The sequence below is a fragment of the Marinifilum fragile JCM 15579 genome (genome assembly GCF_001310955.1).
Lineage (GTDB): Bacteria > Bacteroidota > Bacteroidia > Bacteroidales > Marinifilaceae > Marinifilum > Marinifilum fragile.
This window is the reverse complement of the sequence record NZ_BAZX01000002.1, coordinates 20,903-39,095: the sequence shown is the minus strand read 5'-3', so window position 1 is coordinate 39,095 and position 18,193 is coordinate 20,903. Positions and strand designations below refer to the sequence as shown.

At 33.2% G+C, this 18,193-nt stretch carries 17 protein-coding genes and 1 pseudogene; 2 read left to right on the top strand and 16 right to left on the bottom strand.

The window, feature by feature from the left end; genetic code table 11:
- Window positions 1-88 precede the first annotated feature (88 nt).
- Together JCM15579_RS02060 and JCM15579_RS02055 are read right to left on the bottom strand one after the other, a co-directional pair.
- The gene (locus JCM15579_RS02060; protein ID WP_054715025.1) at window positions 89-538 is read right to left on the bottom strand and encodes a 6-pyruvoyl trahydropterin synthase family protein; all 450 of its coding nucleotides are present in this window, start codon (window positions 536-538) and stop codon (window positions 89-91) included.
- Window positions 539-582: 44 nt separating this feature from the next.
- Entirely contained in the window at window positions 583-882 is a 300-nt protein-coding gene (locus JCM15579_RS02055) for an ArsR/SmtB family transcription factor (RefSeq protein ID WP_054715022.1), read from the bottom strand.
- A gap of 203 nt (window positions 883-1,085) precedes the next feature.
- Here JCM15579_RS02055 and JCM15579_RS02050 point away from each other — a divergent pair, with 203 nt between their 5' ends.
- A complete protein-coding gene (locus JCM15579_RS02050) occupies window positions 1,086-2,072 on the top strand; it encodes a polyprenyl synthetase family protein (RefSeq protein WP_054715019.1) in 987 nt (328 codons plus the stop codon).
- Here the strand turns inward: JCM15579_RS02050 and JCM15579_RS02045 are convergent, their stop codons facing one another.
- The 4 genes from JCM15579_RS02045 to dtd all read right to left on the bottom strand — a co-directional run bounded on the left by JCM15579_RS02045 (window position 2,073) and on the right by dtd (window position 5,960).
- Window positions 2,073-3,983 carry a PAS domain-containing protein gene (locus JCM15579_RS02045; RefSeq protein WP_054715016.1) on the bottom strand — a complete coding sequence of 637 codons (1,911 nt, stop codon included), beginning with the start codon at window positions 3,981-3,983 and terminating at the stop codon, window positions 2,073-2,075. It lies immediately after the preceding gene.
- 130 nt (window positions 3,984-4,113) lie between these two features.
- Window positions 4,114-5,013, bottom strand: coding sequence for a deoxyribose-phosphate aldolase (gene deoC, locus JCM15579_RS02040; RefSeq protein WP_054715013.1), 900 nt, complete (start codon window positions 5,011-5,013; stop codon window positions 4,114-4,116).
- A gap of 152 nt (window positions 5,014-5,165) precedes the next feature.
- Window positions 5,166-5,507, bottom strand: a complete 342-nt coding sequence (locus JCM15579_RS02035) for a nucleotide pyrophosphohydrolase (RefSeq protein WP_054715011.1) — start codon at window positions 5,505-5,507, stop codon at window positions 5,166-5,168.
- Window positions 5,508-5,960 carry a D-aminoacyl-tRNA deacylase gene (gene dtd / locus JCM15579_RS02030; protein WP_054715006.1) on the bottom strand — a complete coding sequence of 151 codons (453 nt, stop codon included), beginning with the start codon at window positions 5,958-5,960 and terminating at the stop codon, window positions 5,508-5,510.
- Between the two features lie 182 nt (window positions 5,961-6,142).
- On the opposite strand from dtd, the gene lplA reads away from it, so the two are divergent.
- Entirely contained in the window at window positions 6,143-7,126 is a 984-nt protein-coding gene (lplA, locus tag JCM15579_RS02025) for a lipoate--protein ligase (protein WP_054715004.1), read from the top strand.
- A gap of 70 nt (window positions 7,127-7,196) precedes the next feature.
- Here lplA and JCM15579_RS22455 read toward each other — a convergent pair whose 3' ends face one another.
- From JCM15579_RS22455 to JCM15579_RS01990, 10 genes and pseudogenes are all read right to left on the bottom strand, one after another.
- The gene (locus tag JCM15579_RS22455) at window positions 7,197-7,349 is read right to left on the bottom strand and encodes a helix-hairpin-helix domain-containing protein (protein ID WP_245625805.1); all 153 of its coding nucleotides are present in this window, start codon (window positions 7,347-7,349) and stop codon (window positions 7,197-7,199) included.
- Between the two features lie 105 nt (window positions 7,350-7,454).
- Window positions 7,455-8,998, bottom strand: a pseudogene (uvrC, locus tag JCM15579_RS02020) (excinuclease ABC subunit UvrC); the annotation flags it as partial.
- Between the two features lie 21 nt (window positions 8,999-9,019).
- On the bottom strand, window positions 9,020-9,442 hold the full coding sequence (locus tag JCM15579_RS20550) for an adenine deaminase C-terminal domain-containing protein (RefSeq protein WP_218186033.1): 423 nt from the start codon (window positions 9,440-9,442) through the stop codon (window positions 9,020-9,022).
- Complete coding sequence (locus tag JCM15579_RS20545) at window positions 9,411-10,370, bottom strand: amidohydrolase family protein (protein WP_218186032.1); 960 nt, start codon at window positions 10,368-10,370, stop codon at window positions 9,411-9,413. The genes JCM15579_RS20550 and JCM15579_RS20545 overlap by 32 nt, the downstream gene beginning before the upstream one ends.
- Entirely contained in the window at window positions 10,367-10,660 is a 294-nt protein-coding gene (locus JCM15579_RS21710; protein ID WP_218186031.1) for an amidohydrolase family protein, read from the bottom strand. The genes JCM15579_RS20545 and JCM15579_RS21710 overlap by 4 nt, the downstream gene beginning before the upstream one ends.
- 133 nt (window positions 10,661-10,793) lie before the next feature.
- The gene (gene mnmG, locus JCM15579_RS02010) at window positions 10,794-12,671 is read right to left on the bottom strand and encodes a tRNA uridine-5-carboxymethylaminomethyl(34) synthesis enzyme MnmG (protein ID WP_054715002.1); all 1,878 of its coding nucleotides are present in this window, start codon (window positions 12,669-12,671) and stop codon (window positions 10,794-10,796) included.
- Between the two features lie 151 nt (window positions 12,672-12,822).
- A complete protein-coding gene (gene ybeY / locus JCM15579_RS02005) occupies window positions 12,823-13,248 on the bottom strand; it encodes an rRNA maturation RNase YbeY (RefSeq protein ID WP_054715000.1) in 426 nt (141 codons plus the stop codon).
- Complete coding sequence (locus JCM15579_RS02000) at window positions 13,249-13,656, bottom strand: ATP-binding protein (RefSeq protein WP_245625795.1); 408 nt, start codon at window positions 13,654-13,656, stop codon at window positions 13,249-13,251.
- Entirely contained in the window at window positions 13,649-16,945 is a 3,297-nt protein-coding gene (locus JCM15579_RS01995; protein ID WP_054714997.1) for a DUF4175 family protein, read from the bottom strand. Before JCM15579_RS01995 ends, JCM15579_RS02000 begins: the two co-directional genes overlap by 8 nt.
- A 23-nt stretch (window positions 16,946-16,968) precedes the next feature.
- Window positions 16,969-18,189: a murein hydrolase activator EnvC family protein gene (locus JCM15579_RS01990; RefSeq protein ID WP_172677345.1), complete on the bottom strand. Its 1,221-nt coding sequence runs from the start codon at window positions 18,187-18,189 to the stop codon at window positions 16,969-16,971.
- Between the last annotated feature and the right edge of the window lie 4 nt (window positions 18,190-18,193).

Below are 18,193 nucleotides of genomic sequence, written 5' to 3'. Positions count from 1 at the left end.
AATGAATAATTCCAAGATGGAATGTAAATTAAGGGCAATAAAAAAGCCCGAATCTATAATTCGGGCTCATCCTATGTTTTTTACGGTATTATTCATTATCGGAAGCATACCACTCTGCAAAGGAGGTTGCTGTTTCGTGCAGTTTCAATGAATGAAGCTCCACTCCTTTAGGTAGTCTAGCCCTAATCCTATCCGCAAAATCGGCAATCATATTTTCGCAAGTTGGCTGGTAATCCATCACAAAAAAACGATCGAACATTTGTGGAATACTCAATTGATCGATATTTGGAGTATCCTTGCTAAGAACCAATGCATGATCAAGTTGATCAACAATTTCCTCTGATACTATTCCCTTCAATTCTCCAAAATCCATTACCATTCCCAATTTAGGATTTGTTTTATCAATAATGGGCTCTCCAATTACTGTAACAAACAAAATGTAAGAATGACCATGAATGTTTTTACACAGTCCATCATAGTTCCATAAAGCGTGTGCCATTTCAAAGCGGAACTCTTTTGTTAATCTAATTTTTGCCATTGTTTATTTCATAAAAAAAACCGGCATCATCCGGTTTTAAATCTTTATCCATGTGTGCAATTGCTGATGCAATCAACAATATTACTCAAACTACAGTGTTTTAAGAAATAATAAGTGTTTTTTCCCTCACGTTTTGATGAAAGCACACCTTTATCCTTTAAAATTCCCAAATGATGAGAAGTTGTAGATTGTTCTATTTTTAGTAATTCATGAATTTCAGTCACCGTCAGTTTCTTACCATCTTCCAGATAACCCAAAATTGCAATTCTCATTGGATGGGCGATTGCTTTTAGCATATTGGCCGCCATCTCTAGTTTTTCAGGTTCTAATTCTTTAATTTTCATACACTAAAATTATTCACGTAAATTATCAAATGCAAATATATAAATATATTCGTGAATGAAAACCATAATCATATCGAAATATTTAAATTTCTCGTTTTGTATATAATTTATTTGTAGTCTTAATAAAAACGAGATATTTGTATCTGGAAATTTAGATCCAGCATGTCTTCCATGAGAAGTTTTAATTATTAACTTTGGTTTCTATGAGTTCGAAAAAAAGCAGTATTAGTATTATAAAAGCTCCTATTGAGAAGGAAATGAAACAGTTCGATTCTTACTTTAAGAAATCGATGAAAAGTAAAGTTCGCTTACTAGATATTATCAATAATTATATTATTAAACGTAAAGGTAAAGAGGTTAGACCTATCCTTACCTTTCTTAGTGCCAAATTAATAGGTGATATTCAAGAGTCCACGTACATTGCTGCAGCATTAACTCAATTACTACACACTGCTACACTTATTCATGATGATGTTGTTGATGAGGCTTACGAAAGAAGAGGTTTTTTCTCCATTAATGCACTTTGGAAATCAAAAGCTGCGGTTTTGGTAGGCGATTTCTTGCTTTCAAAAGGCTTGTTAGTTGCGTTGGAAAATAAGGAATACGATCAGTTACAAGTTGTTTCAGATGCTGTTAGAGAAATGAGTGAAGGTGAACTTTTACAGCTCGAAAAATCGCGCAAGCTGGATATTACAGAAGATGTTTACTTTGATATTATTTACAAGAAAACGGCAAGCTTAATTGCCTCGTGTACTCAACTGGGTGCTTTATCGGTTGGTGCAACAAAAGATCAGCAAGATAAACTAAAGAAATTTGGTGAATACCTGGGAGTTGCCTTCCAAATAAAGGATGATTTATTTGATTACGAAAAACAAGGCAATATTGGCAAGCCTACAGGTAACGATATCAAAGAGAAAAAGCTTACTCTCCCATTGATTTATGTACTAAGAAATGTAGCTGATAAAGAGCGAAAATGGGCTCTTAAAATCATTCGAAAACACAACAAAGACTCTGAAAAAGTTAATGAGTTAATTCAGTTTGTGAAGGAAAAAGGTGGTATCGACTATACTCGTGATAAAATGCTGGAATACAAACAAAAAGCTTTAGATATTTTATCTGATTTTTCTGAATCTGAAGCCAATGTATCATTACAGGAACTAGTTGAATACACCATCTCAAGAACTAAATAATTAAGGAGCTTTAGGCAAACTAAAAGTGAAAGTGCTGCCTACAGCTACTTCACTTTGCACCGTAATGCTACCTCCGTTTTTTTCCACAAACTCTTTACACAGTATAAGTCCTAAGCCTGTTCCTGATTCATCTTTTGTACCCAATCGAGTATAGTTGGTATCAATTCTGAATAGTTTTTGCTGATTTTCAGGACTTATTCCTATTCCATTATCCTGAACACTGCATAAAATCTGATTCTTATCCTCAGTAATATGGATTTTTATATTTCCATCTGTTTCGGTAAACTTTAACGCATTCGAAACCAAATTTCGAATAACTGTTTCGAGCATATATTTATCAGACAAAACATTGTAACTTTCAGGATCATTTACTTCAATAGAAATATTTTTATTCTCAGCTACTGCCCTATGAAGTAGTAAATTTGATTCAAAAAGTTGTCGTAATTCAATTCTTTCGGGCTTTAATTTAATTGCCCCTGTTTGCGCCCTTGACCATTCCAAGAGGTTTTTCAATAAGTTGTATTCTTGCTTTACCGAAGAATTGATTAATTCAATCATTTCAGAAAGCTGTTCCCTTTGCATATCCAAATGGTTTTCCTTTAAAATGTGTATGATAGGTAACATCGCATTAAAAGGATTTTTCAAATCATGAGCGATAATGGAGAAGAACTTGTCCTTTGTTTTCACGGCATCTTCCAATGCCTTTTCATTTAATTTTCTAGCAGTAATATCTCTGGCTACAGCCAAAATAGTTTCAGTTTGACCCTCTTCGTCAAACTCAGGAATTAGCTGCCAATCAAAATATTTGTCTTCTCCATCGATCTGAATTGAGAACTCAACAACTTTTAACTTTGAGCTTAGAAAAACTTTTTTCATCTCTTTTTCCCAAAACTTACACATGTGTTCCGGAAAGCCAAGTTCTTCGTGTGTTTTCCCTATAAATTCCTCAGGTTCAATATTCAAAAGTGTCTTCGTTGCAGAATTGACAAAAAGATGTTTATAGTTTTTATCAAATCGCATAATCAGATCCGGAGCATTCTCTACCAAAGTTCTGAAACGCTTTTCGCTTATTTTTAAATCTTCTTCTACTTTTTTGCGTTTTTCTAAATTACGAAGAGAAACAAAAAACAACTTTTCCCCTTGCAACGGGATAAGTGTTGCACTTACTTCAACAGGTATCCTTACTCCAGATTTGCGAATTAATTCAGTTTCAAATAACAAGTGATCCTTATCCTTCATCTGCTCCTGACGACTGTCAATTTTCATAGAATAACGAGGATCATCAATATCAATTAACGATAGTTTTTTAAACTCCTCCTGGCTATAACCCAATAAAACAGGCAATTTGGAACCAAAATCCAAAATATTACCATTGGAATCATGAATTAAAAATGCATCTCCAGCTGATTCAAATATATTTTTGAAAAACTCTTCTCTTTGTCCTACTTTATCTACAAGTTGATAATAACCACTAATATCCTTACTTTCAATAACCAATCGTTCAACCACCCCCTCTTCATTTAAAATTGGGCTGACCGTTTTTTCCTCAAATTTAATGGCATTGTCAAAGTCGTATGATTTTAAAAAGCGACTTGCTTTTCTTGAGCTTATAACCTCTTTAACAGTACATTCTTTACATTCTTTATCCAAATCGTAAAAAGCTTTATAGCACTTAGTACCTATAATTTCGTTTCTTTTTTTTGTAAGTTGTTTTAAACGATTTTGGTTCAGTTCAACAACAGTGAAATCGGTATCAATTACAGATAAATACTCTTGTGTTTGGCCTTTAGCATTTCTTAATAAATGTTTTACCAAACCTGATTTTGCTCCAAATGATTGTTTTACAGCTTTTAACTCATCTTCAAGTTCTTTTATTCGTAATAGCAGATGTTCTGAGGATTCTTTGTACATCGAGTTAAATTTAACAGCAGGGTAACTTTTATATTATCAATATTTTTTTTGAAGTTAAATATTTTTTTTGCATTTAACGAAAAGAGTCGGAAAAAGTTTCCGACTCTTGTATAAAATTGTATTCACAATTTTAAAAATATGTGATTGTCTTTTCCTCTCCTGTTTCTAATTTATGAATCTCGGAAAGAAGATTGTTTGCCAAACTTGAAGCACCAATTCTTAGATACTCATTATTTAACCACTTCTCTCCCAAATTTCTATTAGAAATGGAGTAAAATTCAATGGCATCTTTTGGTGTTGAAATTCCACCTGCAGGCTTAAATCCAACCATTCTGCCAGTTTTCTCGTAATATTCAACAATTGCCTGAGTCATGATATGGGCAGCTTCTAAAGTTGCATTAACAGGAACTTTACCTGTTGATGTTTTAATAAAATCTGCACCAGCTTCCATTGCTATAATTGAAGCAGTTCTGATATTCGTTGCTGTTTTTAACTCGCCAGTTTCCAGAATCACTTTCAAGTGTCCTTTTCCACAAGCTTCTTTTTGAGCTACAATCTCATCGAATACGGTTTGGTAATCACCTGCAAGGAATGCTCCAATCGAAATAACAATATCAATTTCGTCGGCTCCTTTTTCAACAGCCATTTTGCACTCTAATGCCTTAACTTCAATGTATGATTGAGAAGATGGGAAAACACCGGCCACAGAAGCAATATTTACTCCTTCTGCTTTTAAGTTTTCATTTAATGTTGGCACCTGGTAAGGATATACACAGATGGCAGCAACATTTGGCATGTCAAAATCATTCCGGAAGTTATTTACATTATCAGCAAAACGTTTGGCTCTTTCATGTGTATCTGTAGAATTTAAAGTTGTTAAATCGATTAACGAAAAGTTCTTCTTTAAATTCTCTACACTGTACAATGAATCAAAATCAGAAGCAATAATCTCTTTTACTTGATTTGCTACCTCCTGATCGTTCAATTCCAAATTGTACGTTTTCAAGATCTCTAAAATGTTTTTCTTCATTTTTTGACGTTTCAAAAATGTAATTAATTAAATTTTAACCGGTTGCGAATATTTTCGCTGATTTTTCCATTTCGTACTTTTCAGTACTCTTCGTAAAGCCACAAAACTAAGTAAAAAAACAGTTCTTTGTGCTTGATTTTGATCTTATTTCCTTAATCCGTAGAAAGTTTCGTGTTTTCTTTGTGCCGATTCGCATCTCGATTTGTTTTCTTATCGAGATTTTTAATCAAAGCTTCATTAAGATCAACACCAGTTTGATTGGCCAAACACATCAAAACCCAAAGTACATCTGCCATTTCATCAGCCAAATCAATTTCCTTGTCCTTTTCTTTGAATGATTGTTCTCCATATTTCCTTGATATGATTCTGGCAACCTCTCCTACTTCCTCCGTAAGAATAGCCATATTGGTTAACTCACTAAAATAGCGAACACCGTATTCCTTAATCCAGTCATCCACTCTTTTTTGAGCTTCCTTAATCGTTAAATTATCCATCTATTCTTTGTTTTTAGTATCTATTAAAATCGTAACCGGTCCATCATTCACCACAGCAACTTCCATATGGGCACCAAATTTACCCGTCTCCACATTCGCACCAGATTCACTTTTTAATTTATCCACAAAATACTCGTATAATGGAACTGAAATGTCAGGTTTTGCAGCTGCTATATATGATGGTCTGTTCCCCTTTTTCGTTTTTGCATGTAAGGTAAATTGACTTACCGTTAAAATATTCCCCTTTACATCAAGCAGTGATTTGTTCATCACTCCATCTTCATCATCAAAGATTCTTAGATTACAAATCTTTTTACACAACCAATCCGCATCTTCCTTATTATCTTCATTTTCAATACCAACCAAAATCATCAAACCCTCATCAATTTTACCAACAATTTCATTTTCAACTGTTACCGAAGCTTTACTTACTCGTTGTATTACAACACGCATAACTAAATATTTATTAAGATGTTTTAATCTAATTTAAATCTTAAAGATAAGTTTCTCTACTTAAGAATCATTGATGAAATCAATCACATGTTCAATAAAAACAACTTATTAAAATTGAGTCTAAATTAAGACATTTCGCAAATATTAATCATATTTGTATTATAAAATACAAAATCATAATCATGAATTATTTCATCAGCAATTCAAACGATCCATATTACAATCTTGCCTGCGAAGAATATCTTCTTAAAAACTACGATGAAGATTTCTTTTTCCTATACATTAATCAAGATTCTTTGGTGGTTGGAAAACATCAGAACACACTTGCAGAAATTAATCTTGATCGAGTAAATGAAGAAAATATTCCTGTTGTTCGTCGTTTATCAGGAGGTGGAACCGTATATCATGATTTTGGTAATTTAAATTATTGCCTGATTAAAAAAGGTGAAAAAGGCAAGCTAGTCGATTTTAAAGGCTATAGCTCTCCAATTATTCAAGCCTTGCAAAAACTTGGAGTAAATGCTAAATTCGAAGGCAAAAGTGATTTGACAATAGATGGCAAGAAATTTTCGGGTAATGCATCACATGTATACAAAAACAAAGTGATGCAACATGGAACAATGCTTTTTTCAAGCGATTTAAAGCGTTTAAACCAGCTATTGAAGGTAAATCCTTTAAAGTTTACAGATAGAGGGGTTAGATCTATTAGAAGCCGTGTAACGAATATCTCTGACTATCTTTCTTCTCCCATTTCAATTTCAGAATTTGCAAATAAGGTGATTCAGGAATTTGCTCTAACTTATCCAAATTCCAAACTATTTTCATTTTCAGATGAAGACATCACTACCATTGAAAATTTAAAAACAGATAAATTTCAGAGTTGGGAATGGAACTATGGTTATTCTCCAAACTATAAGTTCGAGAAAATTTGTAACTACCCCTCTGGTCAAATTTTGGAAATAGAAATGCAGATTGAAAAAGGAATTATCACAGAACTCGATATTTCAGGTAATTGCATTAAAACAAAAGATTTCCATTGTTTTATAGAAACCATAAAAGGCTCTAACCACATTAATTCTTTGATTTACAGAAAACTTAATGATATTAATTTAGACTTATACTTTAATAAATTAGGCTCCAAAGAGCTTTACCAGTTATTTTTCTAAATACTTTTACTCTTCCAAGTGGTTGAAATGGAGTAAATTACAATATAGAAATAGGTTTATATTAATTATTCTAATTAAAATATTTCCAAACACTTAAGGCTTTAGAATTTCCAATTTCTTCTGATATGTCATTTAATGAAGCCTTCTTCACATTTTCTACAGACTTAAACCTTTGAATTAACTTTTGAACGGTCTTTGGTCCAATTCCATCGATTTTATCCAATTCGGAACTAATAAATGCTTTTGAACGTTTTTGTCTATGGAATGTTATTGCAAATCGATGTGATTCATTTCTCAAATGCTGAATGATTTTTAAAGTTTCAGAATTCTTATCAAGATATAGTGGATATGGGTCACCAGGGAAATAAATTTCCTCAAGTTTTTTAGCTATCCCAATTACTGAAATTTTGCCTCGCAAATCTAATTTTTCTAAACTATTCAAAGCAGCACCCAACTGCCCTTTCCCTCCATCTATCACAATTAGCTGTGGTAAACTCTGTTCTTCTTCTAATACCTTTTATATCTACGGTAGATTATTTCCTCCATCGAAGCAAAGTCATTTGCACCTACTACAGTTTTTACATTAAAATGTCGATAATCCTTTTTGTAAGGTCTGGCATTACGAAATACTACACAGGAAGCAACAGGATTTGTTCCTTGTATATTGGAATTATCGAAACATTCGATATGTACAGGACGATCTTTTAATCGCAAATCATTTTTCATTCTTTCCAGAATTCGATCAGAACTGGTTTGCTTCTTAGATTTCTCTCCCTGTTTTAACTTCTCGAGACGGTAATATTTGACATTACGCAAAGACAAGTCCAGTAATTTTCGCTTGTCACCACGTTGAGGAACCAAACATTTCACACCACTGTATGGCAAATCAATTTCGAAAGGAACTAAAATCTCCTTTGCAGTACTAAATATCTTTTGTCGAATTTCAGTAATTGCTAAAAGTAATAAATCCTCTTTGCTCTCCTCGATTTTCTTTTTTAACTCAATTGTGTGAGCTTGAATAATTGCACCATTTACTACTTTTAAGAAATTAACGTAAGCAGATTCATCATCTTCCAGTATAGAATAGACATCTACATTATCAATAGATGGATTTACTATAGTAGATTTACTTTGATATTTATCTAGTAGTTCAAGTTTTTCTTTAATAATATGTGCCTCTTCAAACTTATACACCTCGGCCAATTCAATCATCTTTTCTTTAAGATGAGAAGTAACCATTCTAATATTTCCTTTGAGTATATTTCGGATAGCTTGAATGGTATCCATGTATTCTTCATTGTCTATCTTTCCTTCACAAGGAGCATTGCAATTACCGATATGATATTCCAAACAAACTTTAAATTTCCCATTTAAAATTCCTTCTGAATTCAAGTTTAAATTACATGTTCGAAGCTTATACAAAGATCGAACCATTTCCATAAGCATTCTTACCATCTTTACACTTGTGTATGGACCGAAATATTCCGAACCATCTTTTACAAGATTTCTTGTTACAAATACTCTAGGGAAATTCTCTTTCTTTATACAAATCCAAGGAAAAGACTTATCATCTTTCAATAATACATTATACCTTGGTTGATGTTTCTTTATAAGGTTATTTTCTAACAACAATGCATCCTCTTCCGAGTCCACAACAATATGACGTATCTCAGAAATCTTCCGTACCATGATATTGGTTTTAGCATTATCATGAACTTTATTAAAATACGAAGCTACTCTTCTTTTTAATCTTTTTGCCTTCCCAACATATATGATGTTATTATTCTCATCGAAGAACTGATACACTCCAGGTTCTTCAGGTAAAGCTAAAATTAGAGATTTTAGATGGTCAATATTTTTGTTTTTAATCATCGATATTTGTGCAGAAAATTACTATTCGTTGGTAAATAAATCTACCACTTTAAACTGGTCTACATCGAACAATCCTTTATCTGATAACTTTAATTTAGGAATGACCAGAAGTGACATGAATGCAAGTGTCATGAAAGGAGATTCAAAATTAGACCCTAATTCTGATGCAAATTCGGATAATTCCGAGTATTCTTCCAAAAGTTGAGATCCTGCTTTATTTGACATTAAACCTGCGACTTCAAGTTTCACAAATTTACTGTTACTATTATTAACTGCAACAATCCCTCCTTTTAAATCTATTAAGGTGTTTATTGCATGAGTCAGTTCTTCATCACTTGTTCCAATGGCAATGATATTATGACTATCATGTGCTATACTTTCTGCAATGGCCCCCTTTTTAAATTTGAAACCTTTAACAAAACCAACTACTGGTTCCGTTGTCATACCTACTCATAACAACCATTTTTAAAAGATCATTCTCAACATCAGGAACAAGGTTTGAATTCTCAATTTTAGGATCACATAGAATTGAATCTGTAATCAAGTCCCCATCCTTGGCAACCATTACTTTTATTTTGCCGTTCTTAGGTTGAACTGAAATTTCAGATAAATCTATAGGTTTACGACTAAAATTATTCAATAGTATTTTATTGTGAACTTCAAAAGAAGGCTTGCCATTATTTAGTATACACTCCCCTTTTCGATATACTCCCTGGATGGAAAATTGTTCAAGATTATCTACCAAAATAAAATCAGCAGAATCTCCAATTTGAAGCAATCCTAAATCTAACCCATAGTGGTGAATTGGATTGTAACTTGCAGCTCGAAGTAAATTAAAAATATCATATCCGTTCTTCAATCCTTTCTTAATTAGGTAATCGATATGTCCATTCTCTGCCATATCATCGGGATGAAGATCGTCTGTACATAGCATTACTTTATCAGGATGTGATTCGAGTAAAGAAGATAGAGCATCAAAATCTCTTGCTGCACTTCCTTCTCTTATTTGGATCATCATACCCAACGAAATTTTCTCCAATGCCTCCTCAATGGTTGAACATTCATGATCAGCTGAAATTCCAGCAGCAACATATTTTTTCAGATCTGCACCTTTTAATCCTGGTGCATGACCATCGATCTTTTTTCCTAATTTTTTACAAGCAACAATTTTTTTGAGTACTTCTAAATCTTCCTCCACTACTCCAACAAAATCCATCACCTCTGCCAGGCAGACAACCTCTTCTCTTTTGAGCAAACTTTCCACAATATTACTATCTAAAACAAAACCCGAGGTTTCATGTTTCGTTGCCGGAACACAAGAAGGCACTCCGAATTTAATTTCAAGTGGAACCTTCTTTGCATCATTTATCATGAATCTACACCTATTTCGCCCAATACATTTGCAATTTCGTGAGGATCGGTAACCAAACCCAAAGTTCCACACTTCACCGCTTCGGCCGCAAATCGACTTGGAATTAACAAAGAACTTTCGATGTGCATATGAGAATCAACCAATCCTGGCAATATATATCGATCGGGAACATCTTGTTTTGGAACTATAGATTTAATGTATCCATTCACAACTTCAATTTCACCAGAAACAATTTCCCGTGAAATTACATCTACAATTTTACCCGATATTTTAAAGTTTTGATCATTCATGATAGAATTTTTATAGCATAAATACACTTACAAAAAGGCCCGAAACTTTCCCTTTGTTTACAACAAGGAGATCGATTTCGGGCGTTTTAAGGAGTAAACTTTTGAAAAATACTCCTTGGTTCCACGTGGAACATTATCGTCCCATAAGCACCAAAAGAACGTTTATATCACTTGGCGACACACCAGAAATACGTGATGCTTGCCCTATAGTTTGCGGTTGAATCTTATCTAATTTTTGTCTAGCCTCGGTGGATAAAGATTGTAATGTCATATAATCAAATCTACCTTTTATATCAATATTTTCCAAACGAGTTAGTTTATCTGCTATCAATTTCTCTCTATCGATATAACCACTATATTTAATAAGAACCTCAGCTGCCTCAATAATTTCATCCTTTCGATTTGGAATTTCCTCTATCACCTCTTTTAATGGTGTAACATCTTCAATGAGATCCTGAATACCAACTTGAGGACGTAAAATAATATCATACAACTTGACCCCTTGTTTCAAAGGGCTCGTTCCTAATTTTTCCAATACTGGATTTAAGAATTTTGGCTTACAACTAAACTCTTTACAGAATTGAAATAACTTATCTCTGTATACAATTTTTTCATTCAGTAAATCCATTCTTTCTTGATCAGCCAAACCTAACTCAAATGCTTTTGGCGTTAAGCGAACATCAGCATCATCCTGGCGAAGTAAAATTCGATATTCTGCTCTAGAAGTAAACATTCGATATGGTTCATCCACCCCTTTTGTAACCAAATCATCGATTAGAACACCAATATATGCTTCATCCCTTTTTAGAGTAAATGTTGGTTTACCTTGTACCAATAAAGCCGCATTAATACCTGCCATCATTCCTTGAGCACCGGCCTCCTCATATCCTGTAGTGCCGTTGATTTGACCTGCAAAATACAATTTTGAAATAATTTTGGTTTCCAAAGTATGATACAATTGAGTTGGAGCGAAGTAATCATATTCGATTGCGTATCCCGGACGGTACATTTTTACATTCTCCAATCCAGGAACTTTTTGCAAAGCTTTTAATTGCACATCCCAAGGCAAGCTAGATGAAAATCCATTGATATAATATTCATGCGTATGCTCTCCTTCTGGTTCCAAGAATAATAAGTGTTCATTCTTCTCTGCAAAGGTTGAAAGCTTAGATTCTATACTTGGGCAATATCTTGGACCTGTACTTTGAATGGTACCATTATACATTGGTGAATCTTCAAACCCTTCTTTCAAATTCTCATGAACTTCAGGATTTGTATAAGTAATATAACAAGGTCTCTGGCGAAGTACCTTCTCTACATGATTATTGAGATATGAGAATTGATAAAATCCTTCTTCACCACCCTGCTCTCTCATCACAGAAAAATCAATAGTTCTTCCGTCTAATCGAGCTGGCGTACCAGTTTTCATTCTTCCTACTTCGAACCCAAAAGACTTTAACTGCTCACTTATTCCAAAAGAAGCTGGTTCTGCAGATCGTCCTCCTGTTTCTTGTTTTCTTCCAATGTGCATTAATCCATTCAAGAAAGTCCCATTGGTTAATACAACAGTTTCAGAAAATATATCAATTCCAAGTTTGGTTTTTACACCTTTTACAACACCATCTTCAACAATAATTCCAACAACAGCATCCTGCCACATGTCTAAATTGTCTGTATTTTCAACAATCTTGCGCCACTCTGCCGAGAAAATCATTCTATCACACTGTGCTCTTGGACTCCACATTGCCGGTCCTTTCGATCTATTCAACATTCTAAATTGAATGGAAGAACGATCTGTAACAATACCGGTATATCCACCTAATGCATCAAGTTCACGAACAATTTGACCTTTCGCAATTCCACCTATTGCAGGATTACAAGACATTTGAGCAATCTTGTTCATGTCCATTGTTATTAAAAGAACAGATGAACCAAGATTAGCTGCCGCTGTAGCTGCCTCACATCCTGCATGTCCAGCCCCTACTACTATTACATCATATTTAGGCAACATACTATTATAAGATATTTGTATTCTTTATTCCTTATTTATCCACAAAGATAAATAAATTAAAACTAATTCGCTGAATATCAAAACACTAGAATGACTCAATAAGCTCTAACATTCTGTATTCCAGCAAAATAAATTAAAAAATTTCACAAATTTAAATAATCTTGGAAAGTAATGCTAATGATTCATCCTCCTTTTGTGTCATGATCGCCTGATCTTCATCTGTTTTATCGTCAATGCCTAACAAATGAAGTACGCCATGAATAATAACGCGATGCAGTTCTTCAAAATACTCGCATTTGTACTCTTCAGCATTGTCACGTACTGTATCAACACTTATAAAAAGATCTCCCGAGATGATATTAGCAACGGTATAATCAAAGGTTATTATATCTGTATAATAATCGTGATTTAGGTGTTCACGATTCATTTCCAACAGGTAATCATCGGAGCAGAAGTAATAGTTTATCTCTCCTATTTCGCCGCCATTATTAACGACAACGCGATTGACCCAATCGCTAATGCGTTTTTGATCAATCGCGGGAATTTCTATTTCACACGAATTATATGTAATCAACATCTATGCAAATCTAAATTTCATATCAACTAAAGCGCCATTTTCGCAAAATTCAATATCATCCGCTAAATGATTCATAAGAAAAATACCTCTACCATGTGTTTTTTCGATATTCTCAGGTAAGGTTGGATCAGGAATATTTTCAAAATCAAAACCAGATCCTTCATCTTCAATAATAAACTGAATTGATTCTTCATCGATATTGTACTCAACCTTAACGTTTTTTGAGACATCTAATCGATTGCCATGAAGAATCGCATTGTTAACAGCTTCTATGATAGCTACCGAAATTTTACCGTAAATTTCAGAACTTAAATTGTAGGAAGATGAAATATCATCAATCAATCTTTCAACCCTACTTATGTTTTCTAGTTCAGATGGAAATACCAACAAGTTTTCAGATTTAGTCATTATTAAGTTTTATCATATAATCCAAGTACAGCTTATTATAATAGTCGAATAATTTTACATTTGAGTCATAAAATACTCCTTCAAAATTTGTTCGTACTCTTTTATACTCAAATATTTCTCTAGGGTTACTCAATTTTAAAATATTTCCTGATTTACTTTCTCGTTTCTTATCAAAATCTTTTTCTTTATGTGCATTTTCGGCTTCCAATAATTTTGAAAAAATACGATTTTGGCGTAAAATCATATTCGAATTTATTGAAAAATTAGAAATGTCCGACTCCATTTGGTCAAGCATTTTCATCACTTCATGTAAGATTTTATCACTTTCGTTTCCAAGACCTCCATTTTGGAGCATTTCTTGCAAATTTTGACGATACATTTCTTGCTGCTGTAAAAATTTTCCCAACTTCTCATTGGGAACTTTTCCAAAATTTTCTTTTCTCATCTCGGAAATTAATTCTTCCAGCATCCTTTTTAACGATTTTTGATCAGATTTCAAACCTGAAAAAGATGGTTGACCTCCTTTTTTATCTCCCATTTGATCTCCAGGCATAGCATTTGCCATTTGCTCCATCATCTGTTTTAAAGCCTCCGATAAAAATACACTTAACTCGTTAACATCAGTCAAAACTTTTTGTTGCGTTGTTGCTGCCTGTATTGTTCTTCTCTCATTTACTTCGCTAATTACTTTCTCCAACTCATTTTCAATATTAAAAATCCGATTACCGATTAAGGAAGCAACTTGAGAAGATCGTGTTGATAAGGCAATTAAAGAATCTTGTATAAGAACATACTCCTCTTTTAGATCACCTTGTTTTTCAATCATTTCAGAATACATTGGATTTACATAAGCAATTCTTTTAAAGCCATTTAAAACCTCTTCTTGCTGAAATGAAAATTCGATTAGATTATTCATTAATCGAACCAAATTCCCAATATCAGCACTCATTTGAACTGATGAGCTATTGGCAATATTATCACTCAACTTTTGAGCAAAATTCTTCTGTTTGGAAGAAGTGTTTTTCATATTTTTTGCCCCTTTCCCAATTTTGTTATTCTCAAAAAGTTGATTTGATTCTTGTATCATTTCATCAATTTGGTCTTGGAGGTCGTTCAAATCTCCATCAAAATCATATGGCTTTTGGATAGAGGAATTTTTATCAAGTACATCTTTTAAATCTTCTTTGAGCTCGTTCCATTTTTGCTGTCCCAACTTCTGATCTTGCTTTATTTTTTCAGCTTCCTTTCTGTACTTACTAGCCGATATATCCTGATCTTCAGCCAATTTATTTATTCGCTCTGTCAATTGCTTAACACGAACTTCAATTTCGTATCTTTCCAGTAGTTGTAGATTTCTATCCAATTGTTTTTGAAAATCATCAACTGACATTTTTAGTTGATTTCCTAATTTATTGATGTCTTCAGATTTAAGGTCTTCTGCCAGTTTGTTAAACTCCTCGAATAATTTCTGCAGATCAGGATCCATTATTTTTTCAAGCAAATCTTCTATTTGCTTTTGCTTTTCCATTAAAAGAGGATCATCCATTCCTGCCGAATTCATCAAGCGGTTTTTACGTTGATTATCCTGAAGCACCTCTTGTAACAAATTATCTAACTGTTTTTTCTTGTTTCCTATTTCATTTAGCAATTGTTCCTGTTGCCATTTTTCTGCCGATCCATCCAAAGTGTTTTTTTGCATACGCAGAATATCTTGTTGAATGGATTCGCTTAATTGGATACTTTGGTTAATTTTACTTCCAATGCTACCCTGAATAGCAATATTCAAATCATAAAGTTGTTTCGAATCAGGTATGTAGTAATTGAACTGTTGTGAACTTACTTTCTTTACACCATTAATACCATCATTATCGAAAACTTCAAAATAATATTTTACGTTACTTCCCTCTTCAAAATTTTCAGATGCAAAATCGAAAGAGAAGAAAAACTCCTGTGTGCTCAAATTTCGATTCAATGATATAGGAATATAAACCGGAGATAAATTATCGGCTTCGTAAACAAATCTCAATTTTGAAAACCCATAATCATCTTTTATCTGACCTCGGAAATAATATCCCGATTCAATTAACGAATCTTGGATACTTGCAATTTTAATTTGCGGATACAAATCTGGGATTATATCAACATTGTATTTTGCATAGGATTCTCTATTAAATTCTTTATTACTTAGATAAATTCTATATGAATTTTGTTTCCTGATTTTTCGAGAAAACTTAAGTCTATTTCCATCTAAAATTACTGGGTTAGGGTTTAGGGAATCAGAAAAAATCAATTCTCCTGCACTTGAAAAATCAGTTTCGAACATCCACTCTAAACTAGAACCCTCTGGTACACTGATATCTCCGATGTTTTTTTCAATCCGCAAAGGCAATTTTGTATAGGCAGGAGATTTTATTGAAATAGAAAAATTTTTAATAGTTGGTTTCGAAATCACCTTAATTTTAAATTCTTCAGAAATTACTTTTCCTGATTGCAATCGAAAACTGATATCAGAGTTGATATTTCGAAATAAATAGGAAAATTCTATCGAATTTTCTTTTTTCATCAAAAATCTCGAATTGTCTGTAAGCAAGTAGACTTCGCTTGGAATGTACTTCCCTTTGGTATGAGCTTTTAAGCTGAAATTAGAGCCTTTAACTGCTATTCCTGTCCAACTATCCAACACAAAAGAAAAATCAGCAGGTGGAGTGTATTTCGTGTCGTAATTTACAAGTCTTTCCGTACTATTTGAGTACATATCTGGGATTAAAAAATGCACAAAAACAATAACAGTTAAAATGACAAACAAGTACTTTAAATATTTATAATTCGCCTTAAAAGAAACAGCTGTTCGGAAAGGGATAATTTTAACCGATTCGATTCTTTGGTTGATACTGGCCAAGAGCAAAGAATTCTCATTTTGATTAATTTGTTCGGCTTGTTCCGTTAATTCCAGTGTATTGATTAGTTTGTCCTGAAGATTTGGAAAATGTGTTGAAATAATACCAATTGCTTGTCGATACGAAATTCGTTTTCCAATTTTTAATAATCCAACAATTGGGCGAATTAGAAACTGATACCCTAAAACGATAATTAATACAACTGAAAAAAAGATTAATGTTGTTCTAACAGCTACCGATAGGTATAAGAAATACTCGGAAAAAGAGATTAGGAAAAAGTAACTTAAAAGCAATACAAGACATAGCAGAAATCCACGTAACAGTAAATTTTGGTAGTATTTGCGAATAAATCGATCCAGTTTCGCAATAAAAATATCCCGATTATTTTCCATTACTTATCTTCTACGCAATACAATCAGTTACGATACAACCATTGGGCAGGATTTAATTTGGTACTTCCTTTCCACAATTGGAATTTTAACACTGTTTGATCTTGGGCGTTATCAGTGTAAACTACACCAATTTTTTCTTTTGATTGGACTACATCTCCCTTTTTTACATTCACACTTGCCAAATTTGAATATACCGAGAAGAACTCACCATGACGGATAATCACTACATTATTTAAACCAGGCATGGAAAGAATGTGAGTAACCTCACCTTTAAACACCGACCTACAATCCGATTTGGAATCTGTGGTAATATTAACACCATCGTTTCGAACAGTAACATGCTTTAAAACCGGGTGTGGATGCTCTCCAAACTTTTCGGAAATAAAACCGGTTTTGGTTGGCCAAGGCAATTTTCCTTTATTCTTATCAAAAGATATGGAGAGTGTTTTGTCCTCTGGAGTTATCGCATATTTTCCTGAAGATTTACTCGATTTTTTGGCCAATCGCGCCTGTTGTTCTATAATTTTTTGAATTTCCTTTTGTAGTTTTTGAGCGTATCTCTTTTGCTTTCTTAAATCATCACGAAGTTGTTTTTCGCGCTTTTTTAACTTCTGAACCAGGGCTGATTGTTGTGATTTTTCGGCAGACAACTTGTTATTTTCCTCTGTTTTTTGTACCAAAAGACTAACTTTTTCGGCCTTAACTTTATTTAATTCAACAATTTTTGCCGATAAGGAATCCTTTTTAACTCCAATAGTTTTTCCTTGTTTTCTGTTGTATTCAGAAAATTGCTGAAGGTATTTGTATCTTTTGTAAGCTTGATTAAAATCCTTGGAAGAGAGTAAAAACATTAATTTTTCGTAGGAATTTTTTTGCTTGTAAGCGTAAACAATAACCTTAGCATATTGCTTTTTTAATTTCTCCAATTCATCTTCCAATTTCGAGATGTCTTTATTCTTTTGAAGAATCTGATTTCCAATATAGCCTATTTCAGCCTCAATGGAGCTTATTAAAGATTGCCTTGACTGAATTCTTTGGTTCAGTAAATTCAATCGCCCCAAACTTACTTTCTTGTCCTTTACCGTATTTATTATGAGCGTATTGGTGTATGCAATATCTTTTTCGTTCTGCTCTTTTTGCTTTTTTAGTGATGATATACTTGTCTGCGAAAATCCATCTAAAGATAAAGTTACCAGTAGAATAATTATGCATAGCAGAAAGTTAAGGAATCTTTTTATTGACACACCC

Bases quoted from the DNA above. Each gene is read 5' to 3' on its own strand.
- JCM15579_RS02060 (WP_054715025.1), bottom strand. From the start codon at position 538: ATGGCAAAAATTAGATTAACAAAAGAGTTCCGCTTTGAAATGGCACAC.
- JCM15579_RS02055 (WP_054715022.1), bottom strand. From the start codon at position 882: ATGAAAATTAAAGAATTAGAACCTGAAAAACTAGAGATGGCGGCCAAT.
- JCM15579_RS02050 (WP_054715019.1), top strand. From the start codon at position 1,086: ATGAGTTCGAAAAAAAGCAGTATTAGTATTATAAAAGCTCCTATTGAG.
- JCM15579_RS02045 (WP_054715016.1), bottom strand. From the start codon at position 3,983: ATGTACAAAGAATCCTCAGAACATCTGCTATTACGAATAAAAGAACTT.
- deoC (WP_054715013.1), bottom strand. From the start codon at position 5,013: ATGAAGAAAAACATTTTAGAGATCTTGAAAACGTACAATTTGGAATTG.
- JCM15579_RS02035 (WP_054715011.1), bottom strand. From the start codon at position 5,507: ATGGATAATTTAACGATTAAGGAAGCTCAAAAAAGAGTGGATGACTGG.
- dtd (WP_054715006.1), bottom strand. From the start codon at position 5,960: ATGCGTGTTGTAATACAACGAGTAAGTAAAGCTTCGGTAACAGTTGAA.
- lplA (WP_054715004.1), top strand. From the start codon at position 6,143: ATGAATTATTTCATCAGCAATTCAAACGATCCATATTACAATCTTGCC.
- JCM15579_RS20550 (WP_218186033.1), bottom strand. From the start codon at position 9,442: ATGACAACGGAACCAGTAGTTGGTTTTGTTAAAGGTTTCAAATTTAAA.
- JCM15579_RS20545 (WP_218186032.1), bottom strand. From the start codon at position 10,370: ATGATAAATGATGCAAAGAAGGTTCCACTTGAAATTAAATTCGGAGTG.
- JCM15579_RS21710 (WP_218186031.1), bottom strand. From the start codon at position 10,660: ATGAATGATCAAAACTTTAAAATATCGGGTAAAATTGTAGATGTAATT.
- mnmG (WP_054715002.1), bottom strand. From the start codon at position 12,671: ATGTTGCCTAAATATGATGTAATAGTAGTAGGGGCTGGACATGCAGGA.
- ybeY (WP_054715000.1), bottom strand. From the start codon at position 13,248: ATGTTGATTACATATAATTCGTGTGAAATAGAAATTCCCGCGATTGAT.
- JCM15579_RS02000 (WP_245625795.1), bottom strand. From the start codon at position 13,656: ATGACTAAATCTGAAAACTTGTTGGTATTTCCATCTGAACTAGAAAAC.
- JCM15579_RS01995 (WP_054714997.1), bottom strand. From the start codon at position 16,945: ATGGAAAATAATCGGGATATTTTTATTGCGAAACTGGATCGATTTATT.